The 24,140-nt window shown below is 62.7% G+C and carries 16 protein-coding genes, 1 tRNA gene, 2 pseudogenes and 1 other annotated feature (1 of these 20 only partly in view); of the genes and pseudogenes, 13 read left to right on the top strand and 6 right to left on the bottom strand.

What is annotated here, in order from left to right; all coding sequences use genetic code 11:
- Positions 1-15 precede the first annotated feature (15 nt).
- The 4 genes and pseudogenes from LK440_RS00220 to LK440_RS00205 all read left to right on the top strand — a co-directional run.
- Positions 16-1,236, top strand: a complete 1,221-nt coding sequence (locus LK440_RS00220; RefSeq protein ID WP_005016668.1) for an ISL3 family transposase — start codon at positions 16-18, stop codon at positions 1,234-1,236.
- Positions 1,233-3,485, top strand: a complete 2,253-nt coding sequence (locus LK440_RS00215; RefSeq protein ID WP_005016670.1) for an autotransporter outer membrane beta-barrel domain-containing protein — start codon at positions 1,233-1,235, stop codon at positions 3,483-3,485. Before LK440_RS00220 ends, LK440_RS00215 begins: the two co-directional genes overlap by 4 nt.
- Positions 3,486-3,957: 472 nt before the next feature.
- Positions 3,958-5,078 (top strand): IS3 family transposase gene (locus tag LK440_RS00210; protein WP_101557886.1). Its coding sequence is split into 2 segments (ribosomal slippage): positions 3,958-4,210 and positions 4,210-5,078, totalling 1,122 coding nucleotides; the frame shifts between segments, so codons are not numbered across the junction.
- A gap of 17 nt (positions 5,079-5,095) precedes the next feature.
- Positions 5,096-5,329, top strand: a pseudogene (locus tag LK440_RS00205) (DUF934 domain-containing protein); the annotation flags it as partial.
- 17 nt (positions 5,330-5,346) lie between these two features.
- Here the strand turns inward: LK440_RS00205 and LK440_RS00200 are convergent.
- From LK440_RS00200 to hemA, 5 genes are all read right to left on the bottom strand, one after another.
- Entirely contained in the window at positions 5,347-5,913 is a 567-nt protein-coding gene (locus LK440_RS00200) for a UbiX family flavin prenyltransferase (RefSeq protein WP_005016690.1), read from the bottom strand.
- A 2-nt stretch (positions 5,914-5,915) separates the two neighbouring features.
- Entirely contained in the window at positions 5,916-6,242 is a 327-nt protein-coding gene (gene grxD / locus LK440_RS00195; protein ID WP_005016691.1) for a Grx4 family monothiol glutaredoxin, read from the bottom strand.
- A 40-nt stretch (positions 6,243-6,282) separates the two neighbouring features.
- Positions 6,283-7,092 carry a peptide chain release factor N(5)-glutamine methyltransferase gene (prmC, locus tag LK440_RS00190; protein ID WP_005016692.1) on the bottom strand — a complete coding sequence of 270 codons (810 nt, stop codon included), beginning with the start codon at positions 7,090-7,092 and terminating at the stop codon, positions 6,283-6,285.
- Between the two features lie 5 nt (positions 7,093-7,097).
- Positions 7,098-8,180 carry a peptide chain release factor 1 gene (gene prfA, locus LK440_RS00185; protein ID WP_005016693.1) on the bottom strand — a complete coding sequence of 361 codons (1,083 nt, stop codon included), beginning with the start codon at positions 8,178-8,180 and terminating at the stop codon, positions 7,098-7,100.
- 81 nt (positions 8,181-8,261) lie between these two features.
- Entirely contained in the window at positions 8,262-9,536 is a 1,275-nt protein-coding gene (gene hemA, locus LK440_RS00180) for a glutamyl-tRNA reductase (protein WP_005016694.1), read from the bottom strand.
- Positions 9,537-9,736: 200 nt separating this feature from the next.
- Between hemA and LK440_RS00175 the strand changes: the two genes are divergently transcribed.
- From LK440_RS00175 to LK440_RS00135, 9 genes and pseudogenes are all read left to right on the top strand, one after another.
- Positions 9,737-9,812: transfer RNA gene (locus LK440_RS00175), tRNA-Phe, on the top strand.
- A 336-nt stretch (positions 9,813-10,148) separates the two neighbouring features.
- Positions 10,149-10,661: a sigma-70 family RNA polymerase sigma factor gene (locus LK440_RS00170; protein WP_025341253.1), complete on the top strand. Its 513-nt coding sequence runs from the start codon at positions 10,149-10,151 to the stop codon at positions 10,659-10,661.
- Positions 10,645-11,679 (top strand): FecR domain-containing protein, encoded by a 1,035-nt coding sequence (locus LK440_RS00165; RefSeq protein WP_005016696.1) that lies wholly within the window; start codon positions 10,645-10,647, stop codon positions 11,677-11,679. The genes LK440_RS00170 and LK440_RS00165 overlap by 17 nt, the downstream gene beginning before the upstream one ends.
- A 161-nt stretch (positions 11,680-11,840) precedes the next feature.
- Positions 11,841-14,303: a TonB-dependent siderophore receptor gene (locus tag LK440_RS00160; RefSeq protein WP_017685880.1), complete on the top strand. Its 2,463-nt coding sequence runs from the start codon at positions 11,841-11,843 to the stop codon at positions 14,301-14,303.
- Positions 14,304-14,429: 126 nt separating this feature from the next.
- Positions 14,430-15,167, top strand: coding sequence for an efflux RND transporter periplasmic adaptor subunit (locus tag LK440_RS00155; RefSeq protein WP_017685879.1), 738 nt, complete (start codon positions 14,430-14,432; stop codon positions 15,165-15,167).
- Positions 15,168-15,239: 72 nt separating this feature from the next.
- Positions 15,240-15,566 (top strand): efflux RND transporter periplasmic adaptor subunit, encoded by a 327-nt coding sequence (locus tag LK440_RS00150; RefSeq protein WP_050427743.1) that lies wholly within the window; start codon positions 15,240-15,242, stop codon positions 15,564-15,566.
- Positions 15,563-18,631 (top strand): multidrug efflux RND transporter permease subunit, encoded by a 3,069-nt coding sequence (locus LK440_RS00145; RefSeq protein WP_005016698.1) that lies wholly within the window; start codon positions 15,563-15,565, stop codon positions 18,629-18,631. Before LK440_RS00150 ends, LK440_RS00145 begins: the two co-directional genes overlap by 4 nt.
- Positions 18,628-21,678 (top strand): annotated as a pseudogene (locus LK440_RS00140) (efflux RND transporter permease subunit). Before LK440_RS00145 ends, LK440_RS00140 begins: the two are co-directional and overlap by 4 nt.
- A 28-nt stretch (positions 21,679-21,706) precedes the next feature.
- Positions 21,707-22,540, top strand: coding sequence for a metallophosphoesterase (locus tag LK440_RS00135; RefSeq protein ID WP_005016699.1), 834 nt, complete (start codon positions 21,707-21,709; stop codon positions 22,538-22,540).
- Here LK440_RS00135 and LK440_RS00130 read toward each other — a convergent pair.
- Entirely contained in the window at positions 22,537-24,015 is a 1,479-nt protein-coding gene (locus LK440_RS00130; RefSeq protein WP_005016700.1) for a SulP family inorganic anion transporter, read from the bottom strand. The genes LK440_RS00135 and LK440_RS00130 overlap by 4 nt on opposite strands.
- A gap of 82 nt (positions 24,016-24,097) precedes the next feature.
- Positions 24,098-24,140: a sequence feature (sul1 is cis-regulatory element that is thought to sense ions involved in sulfur or methionine metabolism; They are found in Alphaproteobacteria), on the bottom strand (it continues 11 nt past the right edge of the window).

Below are 24,140 nucleotides of genomic sequence, written 5' to 3'. Positions count from 1 at the left end.
ATCAAGGCCGGGATCATGCTGGACCGCAAGACGATCGAGAGGTTGGGTGGGTGGGAAGGTTATCGGGTGGAGTGGGTCGTGTGGCCTGAAGGTGAGAGTCGGACGGTCACGATTTACCTGAAGCCTTCAGCGCGAACGATGCACTGCGAGCACTGCGGCAACCGATGTCGGCAGGTGCATGAGACGACCACGCGCCGGGTGCGGGATCTGCCGCTAATGGCGCTGCGAGTGACGCTGGTAGTGCCGCGTCGGCGGGTCTGGTGCGAGCAGTGCGGTGGACCGCATCTGGAGAGGCTGAGCTGGCTGGGCCGTTACCAGCGAGTGACCGACCGGCTGGCCGAGGCGGTCAGCCAGTTGCTTGAGTCCAGCAACATTCTGGCCGTGGCGCGCTTCTTCCAACTGGGTTGGCACACGGTCAAGGCGCTGGACAAGGCCCTGCTGCGACGGGCGATCCAAGAGCCGGACTGGAGCCAGATCCACTACCTAGCGATGGACGAGTTCGCTCTACACAAGGGCCATCGTTATGCCACGGTCGTTGTCGATCCGATCCGCCGTCAGGTGCTATGGATCGGTGATGGCCGCTCGCGCGAGACGGCCAGAGCCTTCTTCGAACAACTGCCAACTGGGGTTGCCCAGCAGATCCGGGCCGTAGCGATCGACATGACGACGGCCTATGAGCTGGAGATCCAGGCCAACTGCCCCAACGCCGAGATCGTCTACGACCTGTTCCACGTCGTGGCCAAGTACGGCCGTGAAGTAATAGACCGGGTGCGTGTAGACCAAGCGAACCAGTTGCGGCACGACAAGCCGGCCCGCCGGGTGATCAAGTCCAGTCGCTGGCTACTGCTGCGCAATCGCAAAAACCTCGATCCGTGCCAATCGGTAAAGTTGGACGAGTTGCTCCAGGCCAACCAGCCCTTGCTCACCGCTTATCTGATGCGCGATGAGCTCAAACAGCTGTGGTTCTACCAACACCCCGGCTACGCCCGCCAGGCATGGGATCACTGGCTGCAACAGGCTCAGGGCAGCGGCATCGCCGCCTTGGCTCACTTCGCGCTCAAGCTAAAAGCCTATCTGCACGGGATTCTGTCTCGCTGTCGCCACCGGCTCAACACCAGCATCGTCGAGGGCATCAACAACACCATCAAAGTCATCAAGCGCCGCGCCTACGGCTACCGCGATCAGGAGTACTTCTTCCTCAAGATCCGGTCTGCATTCCCCGGTATTCCTCGATGAACCCGATTTTCGGTGGTGTGAGCACGGGCGGAGCGGGTGGAGAAGCATTCCTCGGCCAACAGACGCCCACCGTTTCCGCTAATGGCGGCTCAGGTGGTGCGGTCAGTGGAAACATCATCACGCTGACCGATGCGCAACTGCAAGGTGCCGCTGGCGCCAATGGCGGCAGCGTAAACGGCGCCACCACCTCCCTTGGCGGCGGTGGCGCGGCCGGGCATGGCGGCGGATCCGTATTCGGTGGCGTGAGCACCGGCGGCGCGGGTGGATACAGCTACGGCTCTGCAAGCGGTTACGCGGAAGGCGGCGCCGGAGGCGATATCACCGGCAACACCCTCACACTGACCAATGTTCAATTGCAAGGTGCCGCCGGTGGCGATGGTGGCAGCGTATTCGGCTCCACGTTGTCGGCGGGAGGCGGTGGCGCAGCAGGGCATGGAGGCGGATCGGTGTTCGGCGGGGTCAGCACGGGTGCTGCGGGAGGCAATGGCGCCGCCGGCTATGACGGCGGTTCTGTCTTCGGGGGGATCAGCACGGGTGGCACAGGCGGATCCGCCAACACCTACTCCCAGACCCATGGCATCCTCTCGGCCAACGGCGGCAACGGGGGCGCGGCGTCCAATAACAGCATTCGCATTGCTGGCACCTCCTCGTTGACGGGCGACATCTATGGCGGCGTCAGCCAGGGCGGGCAGGCCGGAGCGGTCTCGATTTCAATTGGGTCGACGACGACGACGACTCCCGGGCAAGCGGGCCGGGGGGGCCTGACGCAGAACAACACCGTAACGCTCATCGGCGATCAGATCGCGATCGCGGGTGCGCTTTATGGCGGCCTGAGCGTCAATGGCGACGGCCTCGTCAACCTGGACCCGACGTTCACCAGCTACTATCAAGGCAACACTTTGACCCTGCAGGGCTACCGGGGCACGGTGACGAACATTCAGCATTTCGAAAACTACAACTGGGTGCTACCCACGGATGTCGTCAACAAGGACAGCCTGATTCACATCACCGGGTCGCAAGCCGTGCAACTGGACAACACCAAGCACAGCGTGGCGCTGCAAAGCGGCGGCAACCAGCTCAATGGCGGCGATGTGATCACCCTCATCGACAAGGCCACCGGATCGCCGACGTTGACGACCCCCAATGTCAAGCAAGGGCACTTCCTCGTCTACGACACCACATTGACCGTGGTCAACGACGAACTGGTGCTCACGATCGCCAGCAAGCAAAGCACCGGCTCGACGACGCCCGCAGCGGTTCGAATCAATCCGACGTCCAAAGCCTTCCTGGAGGGACGTCTCGCGGCGCTCGCTCAGATCAACCAGGGCGCGGACCTGATCAGTGACTCGGCCATTGGCGCGGCGCGTGCAAGCCTGGGTACCGGCAACAGCAACCTGTTCGCACTCATCGACGGCGGCAAGAGCCGCTACGACACCGGCTCGCACATCAAACTGCGCAACGTCGGCTTTGTGATGGGTGCCGCACAGGCCTTCACGCTGCGCAGCCAGAGCACCATGATGGTAGGTGCCTTTGTCGAGCACGGTAACGGCCACTATGACAGCTACAACAGCTTTGACAATTACGGCGACGTGCATGGCGACGGCCGCGTGCGTTACACCGGTGGCGGCGCGCTGTTTCACATGAATGTGGCTGGCACCGGCATGGGCCCGGCCGCCTCGGCGCCGTCCATCCAGGATGATGACGGCTTGTATCTCAAGGCCGCGGTCCGGGCGGGTCAAGCCAAAACGCGTTTTGACAGCGACCTGATCGATCCTCAAGGCAACCGGGGCCAGTACGACTCCAAGGCCAACTATTTCAGCGCCATGGCTGGCGTGGGCTATGCCCTGCGCCTGGATGCCAAACAAAAGCTCGATGTCTATGGCCGCTATACCTGGAGCCGGCTTGGCTCAGACAGCGTGGAGCTCGGCAAGGATCACCTGGACTTCGGAACCACCAATAGCTCGCGCGTGCGGATAGGCACACGCTACAGCTATGCCGTGACGCCTCAAGTGACGCCTTATGTCGGGTTGGCGTATGAGCGGGAGTTTTCCGGCAATGCGAAAGGCACGGCCTACAACCTGTCTATCAACTCCCCAACGCTAAAAGGCAATACCGGCATTGCCGAGTTGGGCGTTTCCATGACGCCGCTGGCGGACAAACAGAACCTGACGATGAACGTGGGTCTTCAGGGATATGTCGGCGACCGTCAGGGGGGAGCAGCCAACCTGCGTGTCCGCTACGCGTTCTGACAGGGCTAACCCCTGTTGGACCTGGCGGTGGCTCAACCCCGCCAGGGGCAAACAGGCTTGTCCTGCCCGGCCTTTGCTGCTCATCGAGCTTTAGCCAACACGCGCTGGCCCGCTTTCAACCGTCTCAGACCCGCCGTCGCCAGTCGACTGCGGGTTTTTTTCTGTCACTGAGCGCCGGGATGATTCATTTATCCCGGCCATTCTCGCTGGCGGATGCTATTGCAACGCCGTATCCGCAGCCGGGCGGCGGCAGCCTTTCCGGCTATCGGATCATCTGCCCGCGCACCGTGCCAAGCACAGCAGGTAAGAAATACAACCATCCATTCCATGGATTTACTTGTGCGGCGTGTTCATTATCCTCCTCCGCCATGCAATACTGCCTCGACTACCGATGCTAGAAATCTTGTCATTCTGACCTGCTCCCCGTGATTAGTACGAAATCGATGTAGAGTCCGTTCCCAAAGGAATGGCAATGAAGAAACGATTTACGGAAGAGCAAATCATCGGCGTGCTCAAGGAAGCCGATGCAGGTGCCAAGCCCGCAGAGTTGTGCCGCAAGCACGGAATCTCCGAGGCAACGTACTACAACTGGAAGGCGAAGTTCGGTGGCATGACGGTGTCGGACGCTCAGAGGCTCAAGGAGCTGGAGCAGGAGAACAACAAGCTCAAGAAGCTGTTGGCCGAGTCGATGCTGGACAAGGCGGCGCTTCAGGATCTGCTAAGCCGAAAGTAGTCAGCCCGCAGGCCAAACGCGAGGCGGTCAGGACATTAATGACCGAGCGCAGCATGGGTGTTACCCGGGCCTGTGGGCTGGTAGGAATTTCGCGGTCGCTGTTTGCCTACGAGAGCACACGCTCAGGCGATGCTGCGCTGACCGAGCGCATGAAAGAGATGGCAGTGGCGAAACGACGCTACGGCTATCGGAGGATCCATGTGCTCTTACGTCGCGAAGGCTGGCAAGCAAATCACAAGCGAATCTGGCGGCTGTACAGTCTGGCAGGGTTAAGCGTGCGAAAACGAAAGCGTAAGCGAATCGCGGCGACCGAGCGCGTGGTTCGCCCAGCGGCAATCGCGCCGAATCAGAGTTGGTCAATGGACTTTGTGGCCGACGGCCTAGCCTATGGCCGCCGATTCCGCTGTTTGACTATCGTCGATGACTACACTCGCGAATGCCTGGCCATCGAGGTCGATACGTCGTTGCCGGGACTGCGTGTTGCCATGGTGCTGCAACGGCTGGCGGAGATGCGTGGCCTGCCGCGATCTATTACCGTGGACAACGGGCCAGAGTTCGCCGGAAGAGCCTTGGACGCCTGGGCCTACCAAGCAGGCGTAAAGCTGTCGTTTATTCGGCCGGGTAAGCCGGTGGAGAACGCTTATATCGAAAGTTTCAACGGCAAGTTCCGCGACGAATGCCTTAACGAGCACTGGTTCTTGTCCCTGCGACAGGCTAAAAGCTTGATCGAAAACTGGCGAGTCGAGTACAACACCGATCGGCCTCACAGCGCGCTCGGATATTTAACGCCGGCGCAATTCGTGCAGGCTCATCAGAAAGAAGGTCTTTTACCCCTGGGCTCTATGTCGGTGCCGTACTAAATCTGGGGGCAGGTCACCCCGTCTATACCGATGGGCGCGGTTACTCGCTGGCGCAATTGCTGCGCCGTAATTTCGGGTGGAAGGGTGAGCTGCGGGCCGTGGGCGATGTAATGATCGACACCATCTACTATCAAGCGCGCGTGGGATTTGACAGCTTTCTGGTCAAACCGGGCCATGACCCACAGCAGGCGCTGCAGGCCTTCAAGACCTTCAGCGTGCGCTACCAGCAAACCTATCCCATCCCGGCCTGATCCGGCTGCGCCGGCGCTCAGGCCCGCGTGCCGTCCCAGCTTGGGCCGGGCACCTTGATGTCGAAGAGATCGAGCACGCGGGCGACCGTGTGATCGATCATCTCTTCGGTGCTTGCCGGCCGATGATAGAAGGCCGGCAGCGGCGGAAAGATAATGCCGCCCATTTCCGTGACGGCGGTCATATTGCGCAGATGCGCCAGATTGAATGGCGTCTCGCGCACCATCATCACCAGACGGCGGCGCTCCTTGAGCGTCACATCCGCCGCGCGTGTGATCAAGTTATCGGACAGGCCGTGCGCGACCGCGGCCAACGTGCGCATGGAGCAGGGAACGATGACCATGCCGGCCGTAGCGAACGCGCCGCTGGCCAGCGTTGCGCCGACATCCCGCACACCGTGGCTATGATCAGCCAGGGCCTGTACCTCATGGCGCCCAATATCCAACTCATGCTGGATATTGAGTACACCGGAGGCCGACACCACCAGATGCGTTTCCACATCCTCGACGCCGCGCAGAACTTGCAACATGCGCACGGCATAAAGGGCGCCCGTGGCGCCGGTGATGCCAACGACCAGACGGCGCATGCTCAGACCGTCGCGCCAGCGTCATCCAGCAGCGTCTTGAGTTCGCCGCTTTCGTTCATCTCGTTCATGATGTCCGAACCACCGATGAACTCACTGCCCACATACAACTGCGGGATGGTCGGCCAGTTGGAAAACGTCTTGACGCCCTGACGCACTTCGTCGTCTTCAAGCACGTTGACCGTCACCAGCTTCTTGACGCCACAGCCCTTGAGAATCTGGATGGCACGGCCCGAAAACCCGCACTGCGGAAACTGCGCGGTACCCTTCATGAACAGCACAACAGGATGCTGACTGACGGTGTCGCGGATGAAATCTTGTACGTCGCTCATGGATTAACTCGCAAAAGGAACAAGCGGAACATAAACCCTATTATAGAAAACCGCCGGAAATCCGCTCGATCCCGGCAAGATCCTGGCGGCTTGCAACCTCTCGCAAACCCGCCTCTTGCAGCAAAGCGCGCACGGCCAGGGCTTGATCCCAGCCATGCTCCATCCATAAAGCCCCTCCGGCAAGCAGCCGCGCCGGCGCCTGATGCGCGATCTCAGCCAACGCCGCCAGCCCATTGGCGCCGTCCGTCAGCGCCGAGCGCGGCTCAAAGCGCAGATCGCCCTGCCCCAGATGCACGTCCTCGGCGTGAATATAAGGCGGGTTGGACACAATGAGGTCAAACTGCTGGTCGGGCCCCACCGCCTCGAACCAACTGCCCTGAGCAAACGCCAGACGCGCTCCCAACGCTAGCGCATTGCCGCGTGCCACCGCCAAGGCCTGCGCGCTGAGGTCCGTCGCCGTCACACTGGCCTCGGGACAGGCCAGGGCAATCGAAATTGCGATGGCGCCGCTACCTGTGCCCAGATCCAGTACCCGCGCCCGGGGCCGGTCGCGAAGAAACGCCAGCGCCGCCTCGACCAGGGTTTCCGTATCGGGCCGCGGCATCAGGACATCGGGCGTCACCTGAAAGACATGCCCCATGAACTCCCGATGCCCGATGACATAGGCCATGGGCTCGCCCGCGAGCCGGCGCTGCGCCAGCGCCTCATAGGCAGCGGCCTGGGCGGCGTCGACCGGATCGTCATCGTGGGCCAGCAACCAGGCGCGCGAGCGGCGCCAGACCTGCTCGACCAGCATCCGCGCCTCCAGGCGCGGCAGGCGGCGGTCCTGCAACAGGTCCTTGATCTGCATGGCGATCAGATCGCGTCGCCCAGCGCCGCCAACTGCTCGGCCTGATGCTCGGCCAACAGCGCCCCGGTCAACTCATCCAGATCGCCTTCCAGAATGTGCTGAAGCTTGTACAGCGTCAGGTTGATGCGATGGTCCGTGACCCTGCCCTGCGGATAGTTGTACGTGCGGATGCGTTCGGACCGGTCACCCGAACCCACCAGGCTCTTGCGCTCGGCGGCCTCCTTGCTTTGCCGCTCGCGCAATTCCTTGTCCTTCAGGCGCGCCGCCAACACCTGCATCGCACGATCCTTGTTGCGATGCTGCGACCGATCGTCCTGACACTCGACGACCAGCCCGGTCGGCAAATGCGTGATCCGAACCGCCGAATCCGTCTTGTTGATGTGCTGCCCACCCGCGCCGCTGGCGCGAAACGTGTCGATACGCAGGTCCGCCGGATTGATGACGATTTCGTTCATCTCATCGGCTTCAGGCATGACCGCCACCGTGCAGGCGGACGTATGAATACGGTCCTGAGCCTCGGTCGCCGGAACGCGTTGCACACGATGCACCCCCGACTCGAACTTCAACCGGCCATAGGCACCGTCGCCATCGATGCGCGCAATCACTTCCTTGTAGCCGCCCAATTCCGAAGGGCTCTCGGACATGATCTCAACACGCCAGCCGCGGTTCTCTGCATAGCGCGAGTACATGCGCAGCAGATCGCCCGAGAACAGCGCGCTCTCATCACCACCCGTGCCGGCGCGGATCTCCAGAAACAAGCTGCGGCCATCATTCGGATCACGCGGCAACAGCAGCAGCTGCAGCTCACCTTCCAGCACCTCCAGGCGTTCGCGTGCCGCTTTGATCTCGTCCTCGGCCATGGCCTTCATCTCGGGATCGGACAGCATCTCCTGGGCCGTAGCCAGATCCGCCTCGGTGCCCTCGAACGCCGTGAAGGCCACCACCACCGGCTCCAGCTCGGCGCGCTCGCGCGAGAGCTTGCGAAAACGATCCATATTCCCTGCCGTTTCCGGGTCGGCCAGCAAGGCATCTACTTCGATCAGGCGGTGCGCCAGCTGTTCCAGCCGGCCTCGCATGGAGGATTTCATGGGCGTAGTCGAGAAAAGAAAATTGGAAATCACGCGCGCGCATGCGCTGCCGTGCCATCACGGCGCAAGCCGACGGGACAGCTAACGGCGCGAATCGCGGCCTGGAAACAGGCGCGGCACCCAAGCCAGCAACTGCTTGCGCTCGTCGCCCGCGCTGCGGTTGAGCTCGGCCAGAGGGCCATGCAGATACTTCTGCGTCAACCCATGCGCCAGTTGCTCCAGCACCGCCTCGGGCGACTCGCCCCGCGCCAACATACGGCGCGCGCGCTCCAGCTCGGCGGCCTGCACATCCTCGGCAGCTTGATGCAGATCGCGGATGACGGGCACCACCTCGCGCGATTGCAACCAATGCATGAAGCCCTGGACGCGGGTTTCGATAATGGCTTCGGCCTGCACCACGGCCGCGCGGCGCGCATCCGTACCGGACTGAACCAGGCGGCCCAGATCGTCGACGGAATAAAGATAGACGTCGTCCAGGCGACCGACCTCGGGCTCGATATCGCGCGGCACCGCCAGATCGATCATCACCATCGGGCGATGGCGACGCTGCCGCGTTGCGCGCTCTACCATCCCCAGACCCAATATGGGCAGGGAGCTGGCCGTACAGGAAACGACGACATCAAACTCGGCCAGCCGCTCCGTCAGATCGGCCAGCTTCATCGTGCCAGCCAAGAAACGGCCGGCAAGCGACTCGGCACGTTCGACCGTGCGGTTAGCCACCACCATCGACCGCGGACGCTGCGCGGCGAAATGCGTCGCGCACAGCTCAATCATCTCGCCGGCGCCGATAAACAAGGTGCGAGCCTGATCCAGATTACCGAATACGCGCTCGGCCAGGCGCACCGCGGCAGCAGCCATGGAAACCGAATGCGCGCCAATCTCTGTTTGCGAGCGGACTTCCTTGGCAACGGAAAACGTGCGCTGAAAAAGCTGATGCAGCAACGTGCCCAGCGACCCGGCCTGCTCGGCCGCGCGCACCGCGTCTTTCATCTGCCCCAGAATCTGCGGCTCGCCCAGCACCATGGAATCCAAACCGCTGGCCACGCGAAAAGCATGCCGCACGGCCTCGTCCTGGCGCAAACGGTAAAGATGTGGGTGCAGACTGCCGGCATCAAGACTATGGTGATCCGCCAGCCAGACCGGCAACTTCTCGGCCACCGTGGCATCGGCCGCGCAATAAATCTCGGTGCGATTACAGGTCGACAAAATGGCCGCCTCGCGCACCGCCCCGCCAAACGCCAAACGCAACCCTTCCAGTGCCGGCTTGACCAAGTCGACGGGCATGGACACGCGCTCGCGCACCGAAACCGGCGCCGAGGTATGGTTCAGACCGAAGGCGAGAACAGCGACTGACATCAGAAAAGAGAACGCGGCTGCGGCAGGTAACAGCGATGCCTGCGATTATACCCCCCGCCCGCCCGGCCCAGCGCCACCCCCAAACCGCCCGCTACCCGGCCGACGCATCCCAGCAGAACACGGATTTCTACCCACCAAGAAAAAAAACACGCGATTGCCTGCACATCCGAAAAAAAACGTGTATAGTTGCGGTCTTCGTTGGCCTGGTAGCTCAGTCGGTAGAGCAGAGGATTGAAAATCCTTGTGTCGGTGGTTCGATTCCGCCCCAGGCCACCAAAAGATTCAATGCCCAGCCTAACGGCTGGGCATTTTCATTTGCGCGGCGACACTCGCCTTACGGCACAACGCAGTTATGCGCGGTGGGCCACGTAGCGACTGCACGTGCCCGCGCGCAACCTCACCAAACATCTTGCAGTTCAGCACTCGCCGAGTGCGCCATCCGCGAACATCATCCGGCCCGCCGTAAGTCCGAGCGATGCCGGAATCCTGACCTACGCTCCTGCTGCAGATGCCCTCGTTTGATGAATTGGATAACGGCAAAGGGGGTATCCAGGCTTGTGTACAATGAGATCGATTCTTATTTAATACACGCCCATCCCCCAGTGCGCTTCCATGTCTGCCCAGGAACTCCCCGTTCGTCCGGATTTGACCGGGCTGTATGTCGAACACAGCACCTGGCTGCAGGGCTGGCTGCGCAAACGGGTAGGCGATACTTTCGCAGCGGAGGATCTGGCTCAGGACACGTTTCTGAGCCTGCTCGACGGTAAGATCGTCCCCGGAGAAATCCGCCAGCCTCGCCCCTTTCTGGCCACGATCGCGGGGCGCCTGCTGGCGCACCGGCATCGCCGTCAATTGCTCGAAACCGCTTATCTGGAAGCCCTGGCCTGCCTGCCCGAAGAGGTGGCGCCTTCGCCGGAGCGACGCCTGCTGGCGCTCGAGAGCCTGCAACAGATCGATCGCGTGCTCGACGGTCTGCCTGCCAAAGTGCGTGAGGCCTTTTTGCTGGCGCATCTGTTCGAGATGACTTACGCCGAAATCGCCGAGCGCCTTGGAGCCTCGAGTAGTTCGGTCAAGCAGTATCTCACCCGGGCCAACCAGGAATGTCTCTTTGCGCTGGCGCTCTGACGCCATGCCCGCGTCAACACATGCACTGACTCTGCCCTGTGGTCGCTTGATCAGCCGGGCCACCGCCAACGCCGCCGCGGATTGGCTCACGCTGCTTATGTCTGGCGAGGCCGCCGAGCAGGAGCATCAACATTGGATGCAATGGCGTCAGGCGCATCCCGACCATGAAGCGGCCTGGCAGCACATCGAATCCATCGCGGGTCGCATGAAGTCGCTCGAGCGTACGCCTGCTTATGCGGCGCTGTCGTTCTATGGCCCGGCTGGCAAACCGGCCTCGCCCGCGCGCCGCCGCGCCACGCGGATGTTGCTTTGGGGAGGAGCCACCTGCGGCCTTGGCGTGCTGGTCTCGCGCACGGGAGCCTGGCAGAGCGGGACGGCACAGTACCGCAGCGGCACGGGCGAGCGGCGCGACGTCACATTGGAGGACGGCACGCAGCTCACGCTCAATACAGGTAGTGCGGTCAACCTGAGCTTTGACGCCCATTCGCGCCAGATTCTGTTGATAGACGGCGAAATCATGGTCACCACCCGGCATCAACCCGGTCAGAATGATCCCCGGCCCTTGATGGTGCGAACCGCCGAAGGCAGCATCCGCTCGCTGGGTACGCGCTTTACCGTAAGGCAACACGCCGGGTTGACTAGCGTCGCCGTACTGGAGAGCGCGGTCGAGATCACGCCCCTGCAAAACGCAGGCGACTCCCGCCTGCTGCATGCCGGCGAACGCGCGCAGTTCAGCCGTCAGGAGGTCCAGCCGCCGCGCCCGATTGGCGAGCACACCGATGCCTGGACGCGCGGCTACCTGAACGCCGACGAACAAAGGTTGGCGGACTTTCTTGCTGAGGTGGGCCGCTACCGTCCAGGCATATTGCGTGTGGCCCCCCGGGTCGCCGATCTGCGTCTGTCCGGCGTGTTTCCGCTGGGCGACACCGACCGAATTCTGGATACGCTCAGCCACGTGCTGCCAATAAGAGTGCAACGCCGCACCCGCTTCTGGGCGACAGTCATGCCGGCGGACTGAGGTTGCGCAGAAAAAGTTTGCCGATCGACTGCCCGCTTTTCTTTCTCGCGGCACCTACTTAATGAGGGACCGGAATTCACGGAGGTCCAGCCAAGAGGAAGAACATGCCGAACCAGCAACGCGCCCGGAAATACGTGGCGCTGCCCCTAACATCCCCAGTCGTGCCCGCTCTGTTGGCGCTGAGTGCCGTCTTTGCAACCTGCGCTCCCCCCGCCCAGGCCCAGCAAGCGCCGAACACGGTCCAATCCGAACTGCCCGAGTTCCAGATCGCCGCCGGCCCCCTGGCCCCTGCCCTGCGCCAGTTGGCAGGCACCGCCGGCATCATGCTGACCTTTACCGCCGAGCAAACCGATGGCAAACAGACCGCGGGCCTGCAGGGCCGCCACGCGAGCAGCAGCGCGCTGGCGCTATTGCTCGCGGGCACTGGCTTGCAGGCCGTGCAACTGGACACCGGCGCTTTCGTGCTGCGCCAGGCTCCCCCGTTGAGCCAGGACGCGGCCACGCTGCCCCTGGTCACGGTCACCGCCTCGGCGGCGGCCCCTGGCACCACCGAAGGCACACAGTCATACACCACCGACAGCACGAGTACCGCCACGCGTATGAATCTGTCCATGCGGGAGACACCGCAAGCCACAACGGTGATGACGCGGCAGCGCATCCAGGACCAGGGCCTGGCGACGGTCAACGACGTGGTGCAGGCCGCGCCTGGGCTGACCTACCGGCGGTTCGGGCCGGAGCGTGTGTCCTTCTTCGCACGCGGCATGTACATCGACAACATCATGTACGACGGCCTGCCCGTCGCTCTGGACAGCTCCAATCTGTCGCAGGATCTGCTGGTCACCGACATGGCGATTTACGATCACGTCGAGATCGTGCGCGGCGCCACAGGCTTGGTGCAAGGCGCCGGTAACCCGGCCGCGGCCATCAATATGGTGCGCAAGCGGCCCACCAGGCAGGCTCAGGTATCCGCGACGGCAACCGGCGGAAGCCGGGACCGCTATCGCGGCGAGCTGGATGCCTCGGGCCCGCTCTCCGAGGACGGCAGCCTGCGCGGGCGCGCCGTGATCGCCACGCAGGACTACGGCAGCTACAAACGCGGCGAGAGCAGCTCCGGCCAGACGTTCTACGGAATCCTGGAGAAGGATCTCGGCCAAGCCACCACAGTCACGCTCAGCGCCCTGCATCAGGAAAGCCGGGTGCACGGCAACGGTTTTACTGGCTTGCCCGTCGGCCGCGACGGCGGCAATCTGGATCTGCCGCGCTCGACCTCCTACGCCAACGACTGGGAACACTGGAACAAGACGACAGACTCGGCCTTCGCCGCGGTCGAGCATCGCTTTGACAACGGTTGGCGCATGCATATGTCGGCCTACTATGCGCAGGCCGACATCGATATGCTGGGGCATTACCTGAGTTACAACATGACCTCGGGCAGATACTCTCAGCTTGGAGCGCGCAACCTGCAAAAAGAAAAGCAAAGCAGCGTTGACATGTATGCCAGCGGGCCTTTCGATCTGTTGGGGCGCACGCATGAGTTGGTGCTGGGCAGCAGCTACCGCCACATCGATTTCGACGGCAACAGCCGCCAGGGCGTGGTGCTCAACAGCAATCTGGATCTCTACAACTTCGACCCCAGCGCGGTGGCCAATCCGAACATCCCCCTGCGCGACTGGATGGACACCAGCGTGACGCAGCGCAGCGTGTACGCCACCACACGCCTGAGCCTCGCGGATCGGTTGAAAATGATTCTGGGCGCGCGCCTGGACTGGTTCGACTACCACGACACCGTCAACACCTATCCCAACTTCAATGCCAACACGCCTTCGGTCACGGCGCACAACCGCTACAGCATCGACAACCAGCTGACCAAGTACGCCGGACTGATCTACGATGTGGACGATCATCACTCCGTCTACGTCAGCTACACCGATATCTTCAAGCCCCAGAACTACCTGGACGCCAACAACAAACTGCTCGACCCGGTAGTCGGGCAGAACTATGAATTCGGCGTCAAGGGAGAATATTTTGACGGGGCACTGAACACGTCGGCGGCGGTATTCCGCATGGACCAGAAAAACCGCGCCTTCCGCGCCACGGACCAGACGCAGTGTTCGGGCTACCCAACAGTTACCTGCTACTCGGCTGCCGGTGAAGTTCGCAGCCAGGGCGTGGAGTTCGAGGTGCAAGGGGCCATCACCCCCAATTGGCAGGTCAGCGTGGGCTATACCGTGGCCATCGCTCGCTACCGCAAAGATGCCAATGCCGCCAACGTCGGGGAACTCTTCGACACCGATACGCCCCGCCATCTGTTCAAGCTGTCCACCATGTATCGCATGACCGGCGCGCTTCAAGGCTGGCGCATTGGCGGATCGTTCTACCGCCAGGGAGCTATCTATAACCAGGGCACCACGAGCGGCGTACCTTTCCGGATCAGCCAGAGCGCCTACACCATCACCGACCTCGTGTTGGGCTGGCAGGCCACGCCCAAGCTGGATCTGCAACTCAATATCAATAACGTGTTCGACAAGAAGTACTACAACGCACTGTCTGGCAGCGTGAGCTTTCCAAGCAACGTGTACGGCGAGCCGCGCAATGCCATGCTGACGGCACGCTATCAGTTCTGATGGACGAAGCACGCCTGCGAGCCTCGCGCAGGCGTGCGCCGCAACGGTGAGGCCCCAAGGCAATAAATAACAATCATTTCCATATAGAATACGGCCTGCCCTCACTACCCTTGCTCGCACGCGCAGATGGATTTTTCGCTCAAGGCTGGCTCCTGGCGCTGGCTGGCAGCGCTCCTGATCGTAGCGGTGGCCGCCGCCTGGGTATGGAGGGATGACTCCCCCTCCGGCGCCACTGGCTCCCCCCAGCAAGCCGTTCCCGTCGAGGTGGTACTGGCTCGCGCGGCTCCGTTGCGCCTGCAGCTTCATGCCATCGGTACGGTCACCCCTCTTGCTCACGTCGTGCTGCGGCCTCAGGTCAGCGGCCAACTCCTTCGTGTGCATTACCACGAAGGGCAGTCGGTACAGGCAGGCCAACTGCTCGCCGAGGTCGACCCGCGGCCCTATGAACATGCATTGCAAGCTGCACAGGGAAAACTGGACCAGACCCGGGCGCGCCTGGACAACGCGCGCGCCGACCTGATCCGGTACGCCGCGTTGGGGCGCCAACGAGCCGTCGCGCACAGTGTGCTCGATGCCGCCCGCAGCAACGTCGAACAGGCACAGGGCCAACTCGCGGCGGAACAAGCCGGCGTCGATGAAACGCGCCGGCAACTGGCTCTCACGCGCATTACCGCCCCTATCACCGGGCGCGTCGGCCTGCGTCATATCGACGCTGGCAATCACGTACGCGCCAACGACGCCACGGGCCTGACCACGTTGGTGCAGACCGGCGCGACGTCGGTGTTGTTTACCCTTTCCGAAGCGCGGTTGCCTGCGGTGCGCGAGGCCCTTGCCCGCTCCCCGGCACTGGATGTCGAGGCCTAGGATGCGGATGACAAACGACTCATCGCACGGGGTACGCTGCATGCCCTGGACAATCGTGCGGATCAAGGCAGCGTGCGATTGCGCGCGGCGTTTGCCAACGAACAGGAAGCCCTTTTTCCTTACCAGTTCGTCAATATCTGCCTGACGCTGCAACAGCGCGACCCATCGCTGAGCATTCCCTCCGCAGCGGTGCAGTACGGCGCGCAAGGCCCTTATGCCTATGTCATCGATCACGAGGACAAGGCGCAACGCCGACCGCTGCAGATCGGCCTCAATACCGCAGGACGCGCGTCCGTGCTCGACGGCCTGAGCGACGGCGACCGGGTGGTCATAGAAGGCGTCGACCGTTTGAACGAGGGGCGTCTGGCAAACGTGCTGGCCACCCAGGAAGCGTCATGAATCTGTCTCGCCCCTTCATTCTCCGCCCGGTGGCCACCAGCTTCCTGATGATCGCTCTGCTGCTGTCCGGGCTGCTGGCCTGGCGCCTTCTACCGGTGGCAGCGTTGCCTCAGGTGGACTATCCCATCATCCAGGTCACCACCAACTACCCCGGTGCGGGACCCAATGTCATGGCGCGTGTGGTTACCGCCACGCTGGAGCGGCGGTTCGGTCAGATTCCGGGTTTGAAGCAGATGTCTTCGTCCAGCGGTCATGGCGTGTCGGTAATCACGCTGCAGTTCGCGCTTACCCTGCCCCTGGGCGTCGCGGAACAGGAAGTGCAGGCTGCCATCAGCGCCAGCCGGGCATTGCTGCCGCAGGACCTGCCGGCGCCTCCGGTCTACCGCAAAGTCAATCCGGCGGACGTCCCCATCATGACGTTGGCGGCCACCTCCGACTCGTTGAGCCTGCCGCAAATCTACGACCTGGTCGACACCCGCATGACCCAACGCCTGGCGCAGTTGTCCGGGGTGGGCATGGTCAGCCTGGCCGGCGGTCAACGCCCAGCGGTGCGTGTGCAGTTCAACCCGCTTGCCCTGGCCGCGCGAGGACTGCAATCGACCGATGTGCAAAACGCCATCGCCAAGGCCAATAGCAATCAGCCCAAGGGCAGCTTCGACGGCCCGTTGCGCAACGTGCTCATGGACGCCAATGACCAGCTGCAAAGCGCGGCCGAATACCCAGAGCTCATCGTCGCGTGGCGCAATGAGGCGCCGGTAAGGCTGGGCGACATCGCCAGTGTGGACGACGGTGCTCAAGACCGCTATCTGGCGGCCTGGGTCAACCGTCATCCCGCCGTACTGATCAACATCCAGCGCCAGCCCGGCGCCAATGTGATCGAGGTCGCAGAACAGGTCAAGGCGCTGCTGCCTCAACTGGCCGCCTCGATGCCTGCCGGCGTGGAAATTGCGGTCCTAACCGATCGCACGGAAAGTATCCGCGCCTCGATCCGCGGCGTGCAATGGGAACTGGTGTTTGCCGTGGGCCTGGTGGTGCTGGTGACCTTTCTGTTTCTGCGCAACCTGCCCGCGACGCTCATTCCCAGCCTGGCCGTACCGCTGTCGCTGATCGGAACCTTTGGCGTCATGTATCTGGCCGGTTTCTCGGCAAACAACCTGACCCTCATGGCCCTGACCATAGGTGCGGGCTTCGTGGTGGACGATGCCATCGTCATGCTGGAGAATATCGCCCGCTATCGCGAACAAGGCTTGGGCCGACTGGAGGCAGCCCTTAAAGGAGCCAGCCAGATTGGCTTTACCCTGGTTTCGCTCACGCGTTCGCTGATTGCCGTGCTGATCCCGTTACTGTTCATGGAAGACGTCGTCGGACGACTGTTCCGTGAGTTCGCGGTCACGCTGGCGGTTGCCATTCTGATTTCGCTGGCCGTCTCCCTCACGCTCACGCCGATGATGTGCGCCTATATGCTGCCGGCCCATCACGAGCGGCCTGACGGCGTGATGCGCCGCCTGCAAACGGCCTATGCACGTCTGCTTGATGTCACACTGCATCATCAACGCGCCACGCTGGGAGTCATGCTGGCCACGCTGGCTCTCACGGGTTTGCTGTACACCGCCATTCCCAAGGGGTTCTTTCCCACGCAAGACAGTGGCCTGCTGCAGGGCGTGACCGAGTCCTCGCAAACGATTTCCTATGGCGCCATGGCCGCGCGCCAACAGGCAATGGCCGAAGCGCTGCTGCAAGACCCCGATGTCGTCAGCTTGTCGTCCTTCATCGGTGTCGATAGTGCCAACACCACGCTCAACACGGGCCGGCTGCTGATCAACCTCAAACCCTGGGACCAGCGTTCCGCGCCGATGGCAGAGATCCTGCAACGGATCCACGAGCGCGCCGATACCGTGGCGGGAATCCGGTTGCATCTCCAACCCGTGCAGGAGCTGAACATCGAAGACCGGGTCGGGCGCGGCCAGTATCAATTCACGCTCAATTCCCCCGATGCGCAACTGCTGTCGCAATGGACCGGGCCGCTCCTTCAGGCACTGAAGACAAACCCTGTGTTGCGCGACGTATCGGCAGACCTGCAGCACGGCGGCCGCCAGACCTACCTGGACATCTCGCGCGACACGGCTGCTCGGCTGGGGCTGAGCATGGAAGACATATCCCAAGCGCTCTACAACGCCTTCGGGCAGCGTCAGATCACCACGCTTTTTACACAATCCAATCAGTATCGTGTAGTCATGGAGGTCGACCGCGCGCTGGCTGCGACGCCGCAGGCGTTGGAACGTATTTATCTGCAAACCGCGGCCGGTCAACCGATCCCCCTCTCCGCCCTGGCGACGGTGACGCAGCGCGAAGCCCCCCTGAGCCTGTCACGCCTGGGGCAGTTCCCTTCGGTCAACGTCTCCTTCAACCTGGCGTCTGGCGCCTCGCTCGGGCAGGCCGTCCAGGAGATCCAGGACACCCGTGCAGGTATCGGCATGCCCGCCGGGGTCGAGTTGCGCATGCAAGGCGCCGCCGCCGCATTCCAGGCCTCGCTGTCCAACACACTCTGGCTGATGCTGGCCGCCATCATCACCATGTACCTGGTGCTGGGCATGTTGTATGAGAGCGCCATTCACCCCATCACGATTCTTTCCACTCTGCCTTCGGCCACGGTCGGTGCGCTGCTTGCGCTCATGATCAGCAACCGTCCGCAGGATCTGATCGCTGTAATCGGCATCATTCTGCTGATCGGACTCGTCAAGAAGAACGGCATCATGATGGTGGACTTCGCGCTGGAGGCCGAGCGTCAGCGCGGCCTGACGCCAAAGGCTGCCATCCGCGAGGCCGCCTTGCTGCGGTTGCGCCCCATACTGATGACGACCCTGGCCGCCTTGTTCGGTGCGCTGCCACTGATGCTGGCCAACGGCTCGGGGGCCGAGCTGCGCCAGCCCCTGGGCTGGGTCATGGTGGGCGGACTGCTGGTGAGTCAGGTACTTACCCTGTTCACCACGCCGGCCGTCTATCTTTTTTTCCATAAGTTCGGGCAACGTCGCGCCTGGAAAACCCGGGCCGAGCCGCGCTCATGATCCGCGCCCTGATCAAACGCCCCATTGCCAGTATCTTTCTGGGTCTGGCGTTGATACTGGTGGGCCTGACTGCCTGGCGCCTGCTGCCCGTCGCGCCGCTGCCCCAAGTGAATTTCCCGACCATCGAGGTGCGCGCCGAACTGCCCGGCGCCAGCCCGGAGAGCATCGCCAGCACCGTGGCCGCACCGCTTGAGCGTGCCTTGGGGTCCATCCCGGGCGTGACGGCCATCAGCTCCTCCAGCAACCAGGGGGCTACCCGCGTTCTGCTGCAGTTCGCGCTGGATCGCGACATCAACGCCGCAGCCCGGGACGTGCAGGCCGCCATCAACGCTTCGCAAAGCGATCTTCCGGCCGGCATGCCCGGCAGCCCGACCTACCGCAAAGTGAATCCGTCGCAGGCGCCCATCATGGCGCTGGCCCTGAGCTCGCCCACGCGCTCGGCAGGCGCGTTGTATGACATCGGCGCATCGATCCTGGCGCAGCGCCTGGCTCAGGTCAGCGGAGTGGGGGAAATCACACTCGGAGGCAGCTCCTTGCCTGCCGTACGCGTGCAGATCAACCCTAACCTGGCCGCGCACTACGGGCTCGCGCTCGATGACGTGCGAAACGCCATCGATAGGGCGGCCACGCTCGGCCCTCAGGGTACGGTAGAGACGTCCGATCAGCGCTGGGAAGTTGCTACGCCAAGCCAACCCCGCACCGCGCGCGACTTCGAGACCTTGATCTTGCGGCATCGCGACGGAGCCGTCACGCGCCTGGGCCAAATTGCCCGCGTGAGCGATTCTGTCGAAGACCGCTACAGCAGCGGGTTCCACAATGAGCACCCGGCTGTCGTGCTCACCATCAGCCGGCAACCGGGCGCCAACATCCTCGACACCATCGCCACCATCGACGCCACGCTGCCCGCGCTGCGCGCCCTGATGCCAGCGGACGTCGCGCTCACCGTCGTGCTGGATCGCTCCGCAGGCATCAAAGCTACGTTGAAAGAGGCCCATATCACCCTGGGCCTGGCGACGCTGCTCGTCATCCTTGTGGTGTGGGGTTTTCTGGGCGACTGGCGCGCCGCGGCGATTCCCAGCCTGGCGATTCCCATCAGCCTGATCGCCACATTCGCGGTGATGTATCTGGCCGGCTTCTCTCAAAACAACCTGTCGCTCATGGCACTCATCGTCGCGGCCGGCCTGGTGGTCGACGACGCCATCGTCGTACTGGAGAACATCCGCCGCCACATGGAGGCGGGGCTGTCGCCCAGACGCGCCGCGCTGCGCGGCGCCAGCGAAGTAAGGTTCACGCTGGTGGCCATGACACTGGCGCTGACCGTCGTGTTCGCCTCGATTCTCTTTATGGGCGGGTTGGTCGAACGCCTGTTTCGCGAGTTCTCCGTCACGCTGATCGCCGCCACGCTGATCTCATTGGGCGTGGCAGGCATCATCATCCCCAGCCTGTGCGCGGCCTGGCTGAAACCGGCGCCGCCACGCACAGGCCCAAGCCTGTTTGGCAAACTCCAGCACGCTTACGGCACCAGCCTGTGGCGCATATTGCGCCACCCGCGCCTGACGATGACGGCTCTGGCGGCCATCATCGGACTGAACATTCTCCTCTATGCGCAGGCGCCCAAGGGATTCTTGCCCACCTAGGATACCGGTCAGCTGTTGGGATTTGTTCGCGGCGACGACGGTTTTTCCTTCCAGGTCATGCAGCCCAAGATCGACGCCTATCGCCAACTGGTCCTCGCACACCCCGCGGTCCAGGATGTCATCGGCTACAACGGCGGCAGCCTGGGCATCAGCAACTCGTTCTTTCTCATCCGACTCAAGTCCGACCGCAAAGAGCGCGCCGCCCAAGTCGTGGAATGGTTGCGTACCCATGCCCCGCAAGTCGCCGGCGGCATGTTCTACGTGAATGTGGATCAGGATCTGCGCCTGCCCGGCGGCTTCAATACCTCCGGAGATCAGGAGCTCGCCATCCTCGCCAGCGACGTCAACATGCTGCGGCTATGGTCGCGCAACATTTCGCAGAAACTGCAGGATGGCTCCGAGCTTCAGAGCGTGGACGCCGTCGGAGACGCCGCGACACAGCAGGTGTTCATCGAAATAGACCGCCTTGCCGCCCAGCGCCTCGGCGTCGACATGAAGACGGTTGCCAGCGTGTTGTCCAATTCGTTCAGTCAACGGCAGGTCGCCACGCTGTACGATCCGCTGAATCAATACCGCGTCGTACTCGAGCTGGACCCACGCTACACCGAAGATCCTGATGTCCTCGAGCGCGTTCAGGTACTGACGGCCGCCGGCGAACGCGTACCGCTGACCGCCTTCGCCAACTACACCTACAGCATGGTCAACGACCGCGTCTTTCATGACGGGCAGTTTGTGGCAACGGGCCTGGGATTTTCGCTTGCGCCGGGAGTATCGCTGGAGCAAGGCCTCATGGCCATCGACCGCGCCATGGCTGAACTCATGCTGCCCGTTCAGATCCAGACCCGTTTGGGCGGCAGCGCCCGAAGTTTCCAGCAGACCCTGCAGGACCAGCCGGTCTTGATCCTTGCCGTACTCATCACCATCTACCTGGTGCTCGGCGTTCTCTACGAAAGCCTGCTGCACCCTTTGACCATTCTGTCCACCCTGCCCTCGGCAGGCATCGGCGCTCTGCTGGCGCTGCGTCTGGCAGGGATGGAGTTCTCACTCATCGCGTTGCTCAGGCTTTTTCTGCTGGTGGGCGTGGTCATGAAAAATGCAATCATGATGATCGACGTCGCGCTCGTGCTCGAGCGGCGGGAAGCACTGAACCCGCTAGCGGCCATCCATCAGGCGGCCATGCTGCGTCTTCGGCCCATTCTCATGACCAATCGGGCTGGCCTGTTGGGTGCGCTGCCCCTGGTGCTGGGGCAAGGCGAAGGGTCAGAGTTGCGGCGGCCCTTGGGCGTGGCCATCGTCGGCGGCCTGTTCATCAGCCAGTTGCTCACGCTCTACACCACCCCGGCCGTCTATCTCGCACTGGATCGACTCAAGCGCACCGGGCGCCAGGCTTGGCGCCGACGCCCATCATGAAGGGCGCCTTGCGTTCTACACTAGGCGCATGCGCATCCAACTGCTCTCCGACCTCCATCTCGAGACCAACCCGGAATTCGAGTTCTCGCCAGCGCCGAACGCGGACATCCTGGTGCTCGCAGGCGACATCGGCTCCTATCAAGCCGGATCACGCCTGCCGGACGCCGATTTTGGCCTGGGCCGGTTTGCCCATGCACCCGGACGCGCGCCGCACATCATTTTCGTGCCGGGCAACCACGAGTTCGATGGGCTGGGCTATCGCGCAGCAACCGAACGGCTACAGGCCATCTGTTCCCGACTTGGCATACATTGGCTCGAGCGAGAATCACTGGTGCTCGATGGCGTGCGGTTTCTAGGCACCACGCTCTGGACCGATTTCGAAGCGCTGGCTGCTGGCCAGAAGACCGAAATCCTGCGCCGCCAGCAGCTGGAGAAGGCCTATCGCGCCGCCAATTTCTATCTACGCAAAAACACAACGCTGCACGATGACGGCCAGCCCATGCTGGCCGAAGACATCCGCGCGCTGGGCCTGGAATGCCAACAATGGCTGCGAGCCCGACTGGCGCAACCCTTCGATGGCGCAACGGTCGTCATCACGCATTTCGCTCCCAGCCTGCGCAGCGCCGATCCGCGCTATGGCGTCACGCCCGGCACCGCCGGTTTCTGCAATGCGATGGATGACCTGTTCTGCCAGGCCGATGTCTGGATACACGGCCACCTGCATTGCCGCAATGACTACACGGTGCAGGACGCCGCCAGCGGCCGGCGCTGCCACGTCATTGCCAACACGCTGGGCTACGCGAGAAAAGGCGAGCAGGCGAGCTTTGATCCTCATTGCATCATCGAACTACCCGCCCGCTAGGGATTGGAGGATGAGGCGTGCGGCTTGTCGTGCGCGGAAAAGCGCCCTACCAGCGTCGCGCTGGCCTCGTTCAGGCCCACGACCTCGACCCGCTTACCCTCGCGCCGGAGCTTGAGGACCACCTTATCGAGCGCACCCACGGCGGAAATATCCCAGAAATGCGCCGCCGTCACATCCAGCAGGACGCCATCGACGTCTTCCTTGAAGTCGATGGCTTCAGCGAACCGGTCTGCGGAAGCGAAGAACACCTGCCCGCGATAGTCATAACGCCGGGTGCGGCCATCCGGCGACAAGCGTGTCTGCACGACAAACATGCGTCTGACCTTGCTGGCGAAGAACAGCCCGCTCAACACAACTCCCGTCAGCACGCCGCGCGCCAGATCGTGCGTCCAGACCACCACGGCCACGGTCGCCAGCATGACCAGCGATGACTGCCATGGGTGGGTTCTGAGCTTGAGCAAGGACTCCCAACTGAAGGTGCAGATGGACACCATGATCATGACGGCCACGAGCGCTGGCATGGGAATACGTGCCACCAGCGGCCCCAGCCCCACAATGAGAAACAGCAAAAAGGCGCCGGCCACAAAGGTAGACAGGCGGCTGCGTCCGCCAGAGCGGACATTGATCACCGATTGACCGATCATGGCGCACCCGCCCATGCCTCCCAGAAAGCCGGTCACCGCATTGGCAATGCCCTGCCCCTTGCACTCCCGCCGCTTATCGCTCGGCGTGTCTGTCATGTCGTCCACGATCTGCGCGGTGAGCATCGACTCCAGCAGGCCCACCGCCGCCATGGTCAACGAATACGGCAGGATGATGCGCAAAGTGTCCAGCGTAAAGGGTACCGCCGGCAGCGCAAAAGCGGGCAAGGCCGACGGCAGCGCCCCCATGTCCCCGACCGTATTGACCGGCAACCCCCAATAGATGGACACCGCCGTGAGCACGATAATGGCCACCAGCGGCGAAGGCACCACGCGCGTCAGACGCGGCAGCAGATAAATGATCGCAAGACCCGCAGCCACCATCACATACGTCACGCCGCTCACGCCGATCAACTGGGGCAGTTGCGCCATGAAGATCAGAATCGCCAGCGCATTGACGAAGCCCGTGATAACCGATCGCGACACATATTGCATCAACAGATCCAGCCGCAAAAACCCCGCAATGACCTGAAACACACCCATCAGAATAGTGGCGGCAAACAGATAGTCCAGACCATACTGCTTGACCAGAGGCCCCACCAGCACCGCCACGGCCGCCGTGGCCGCCGAGATCATGCCCGGACGCCCGCCCACCAATGAAATGATCACCGCGATCGAAAAAGAGGCATAAAGCCCTACACGCGGATCGACGCCAGCAATGATGGAAAAGCCAATCGCTTCCGGGATCAGGGCGAGCGCGACGAGCACGCCGGCCAGAATATCGGCGCGCGGATTGGACAGCCATTGGCCACGAGAAAAAGAATGCAACGACATAAATGAGCTAACTCGAAGGTAGCAAGCGACAGATCACGGCGCGACGCGCACCGCAAGCCTCACGAGAGAGGCCATGCACTTGAGTTGTCCGGGGGATAGGCGCCCGGCCGAGCCACCCGGCCTTG

This window comes from Bordetella holmesii (assembly GCF_020735985.1).
In the GTDB taxonomy this organism is placed as follows: domain Bacteria; phylum Pseudomonadota; class Gammaproteobacteria; order Burkholderiales; family Burkholderiaceae_B; genus Bordetella; species Bordetella holmesii.
The sequence above is the reverse complement of the archived record's forward strand: the minus strand, read 5'-3'. Positions and strand labels throughout refer to the sequence as shown.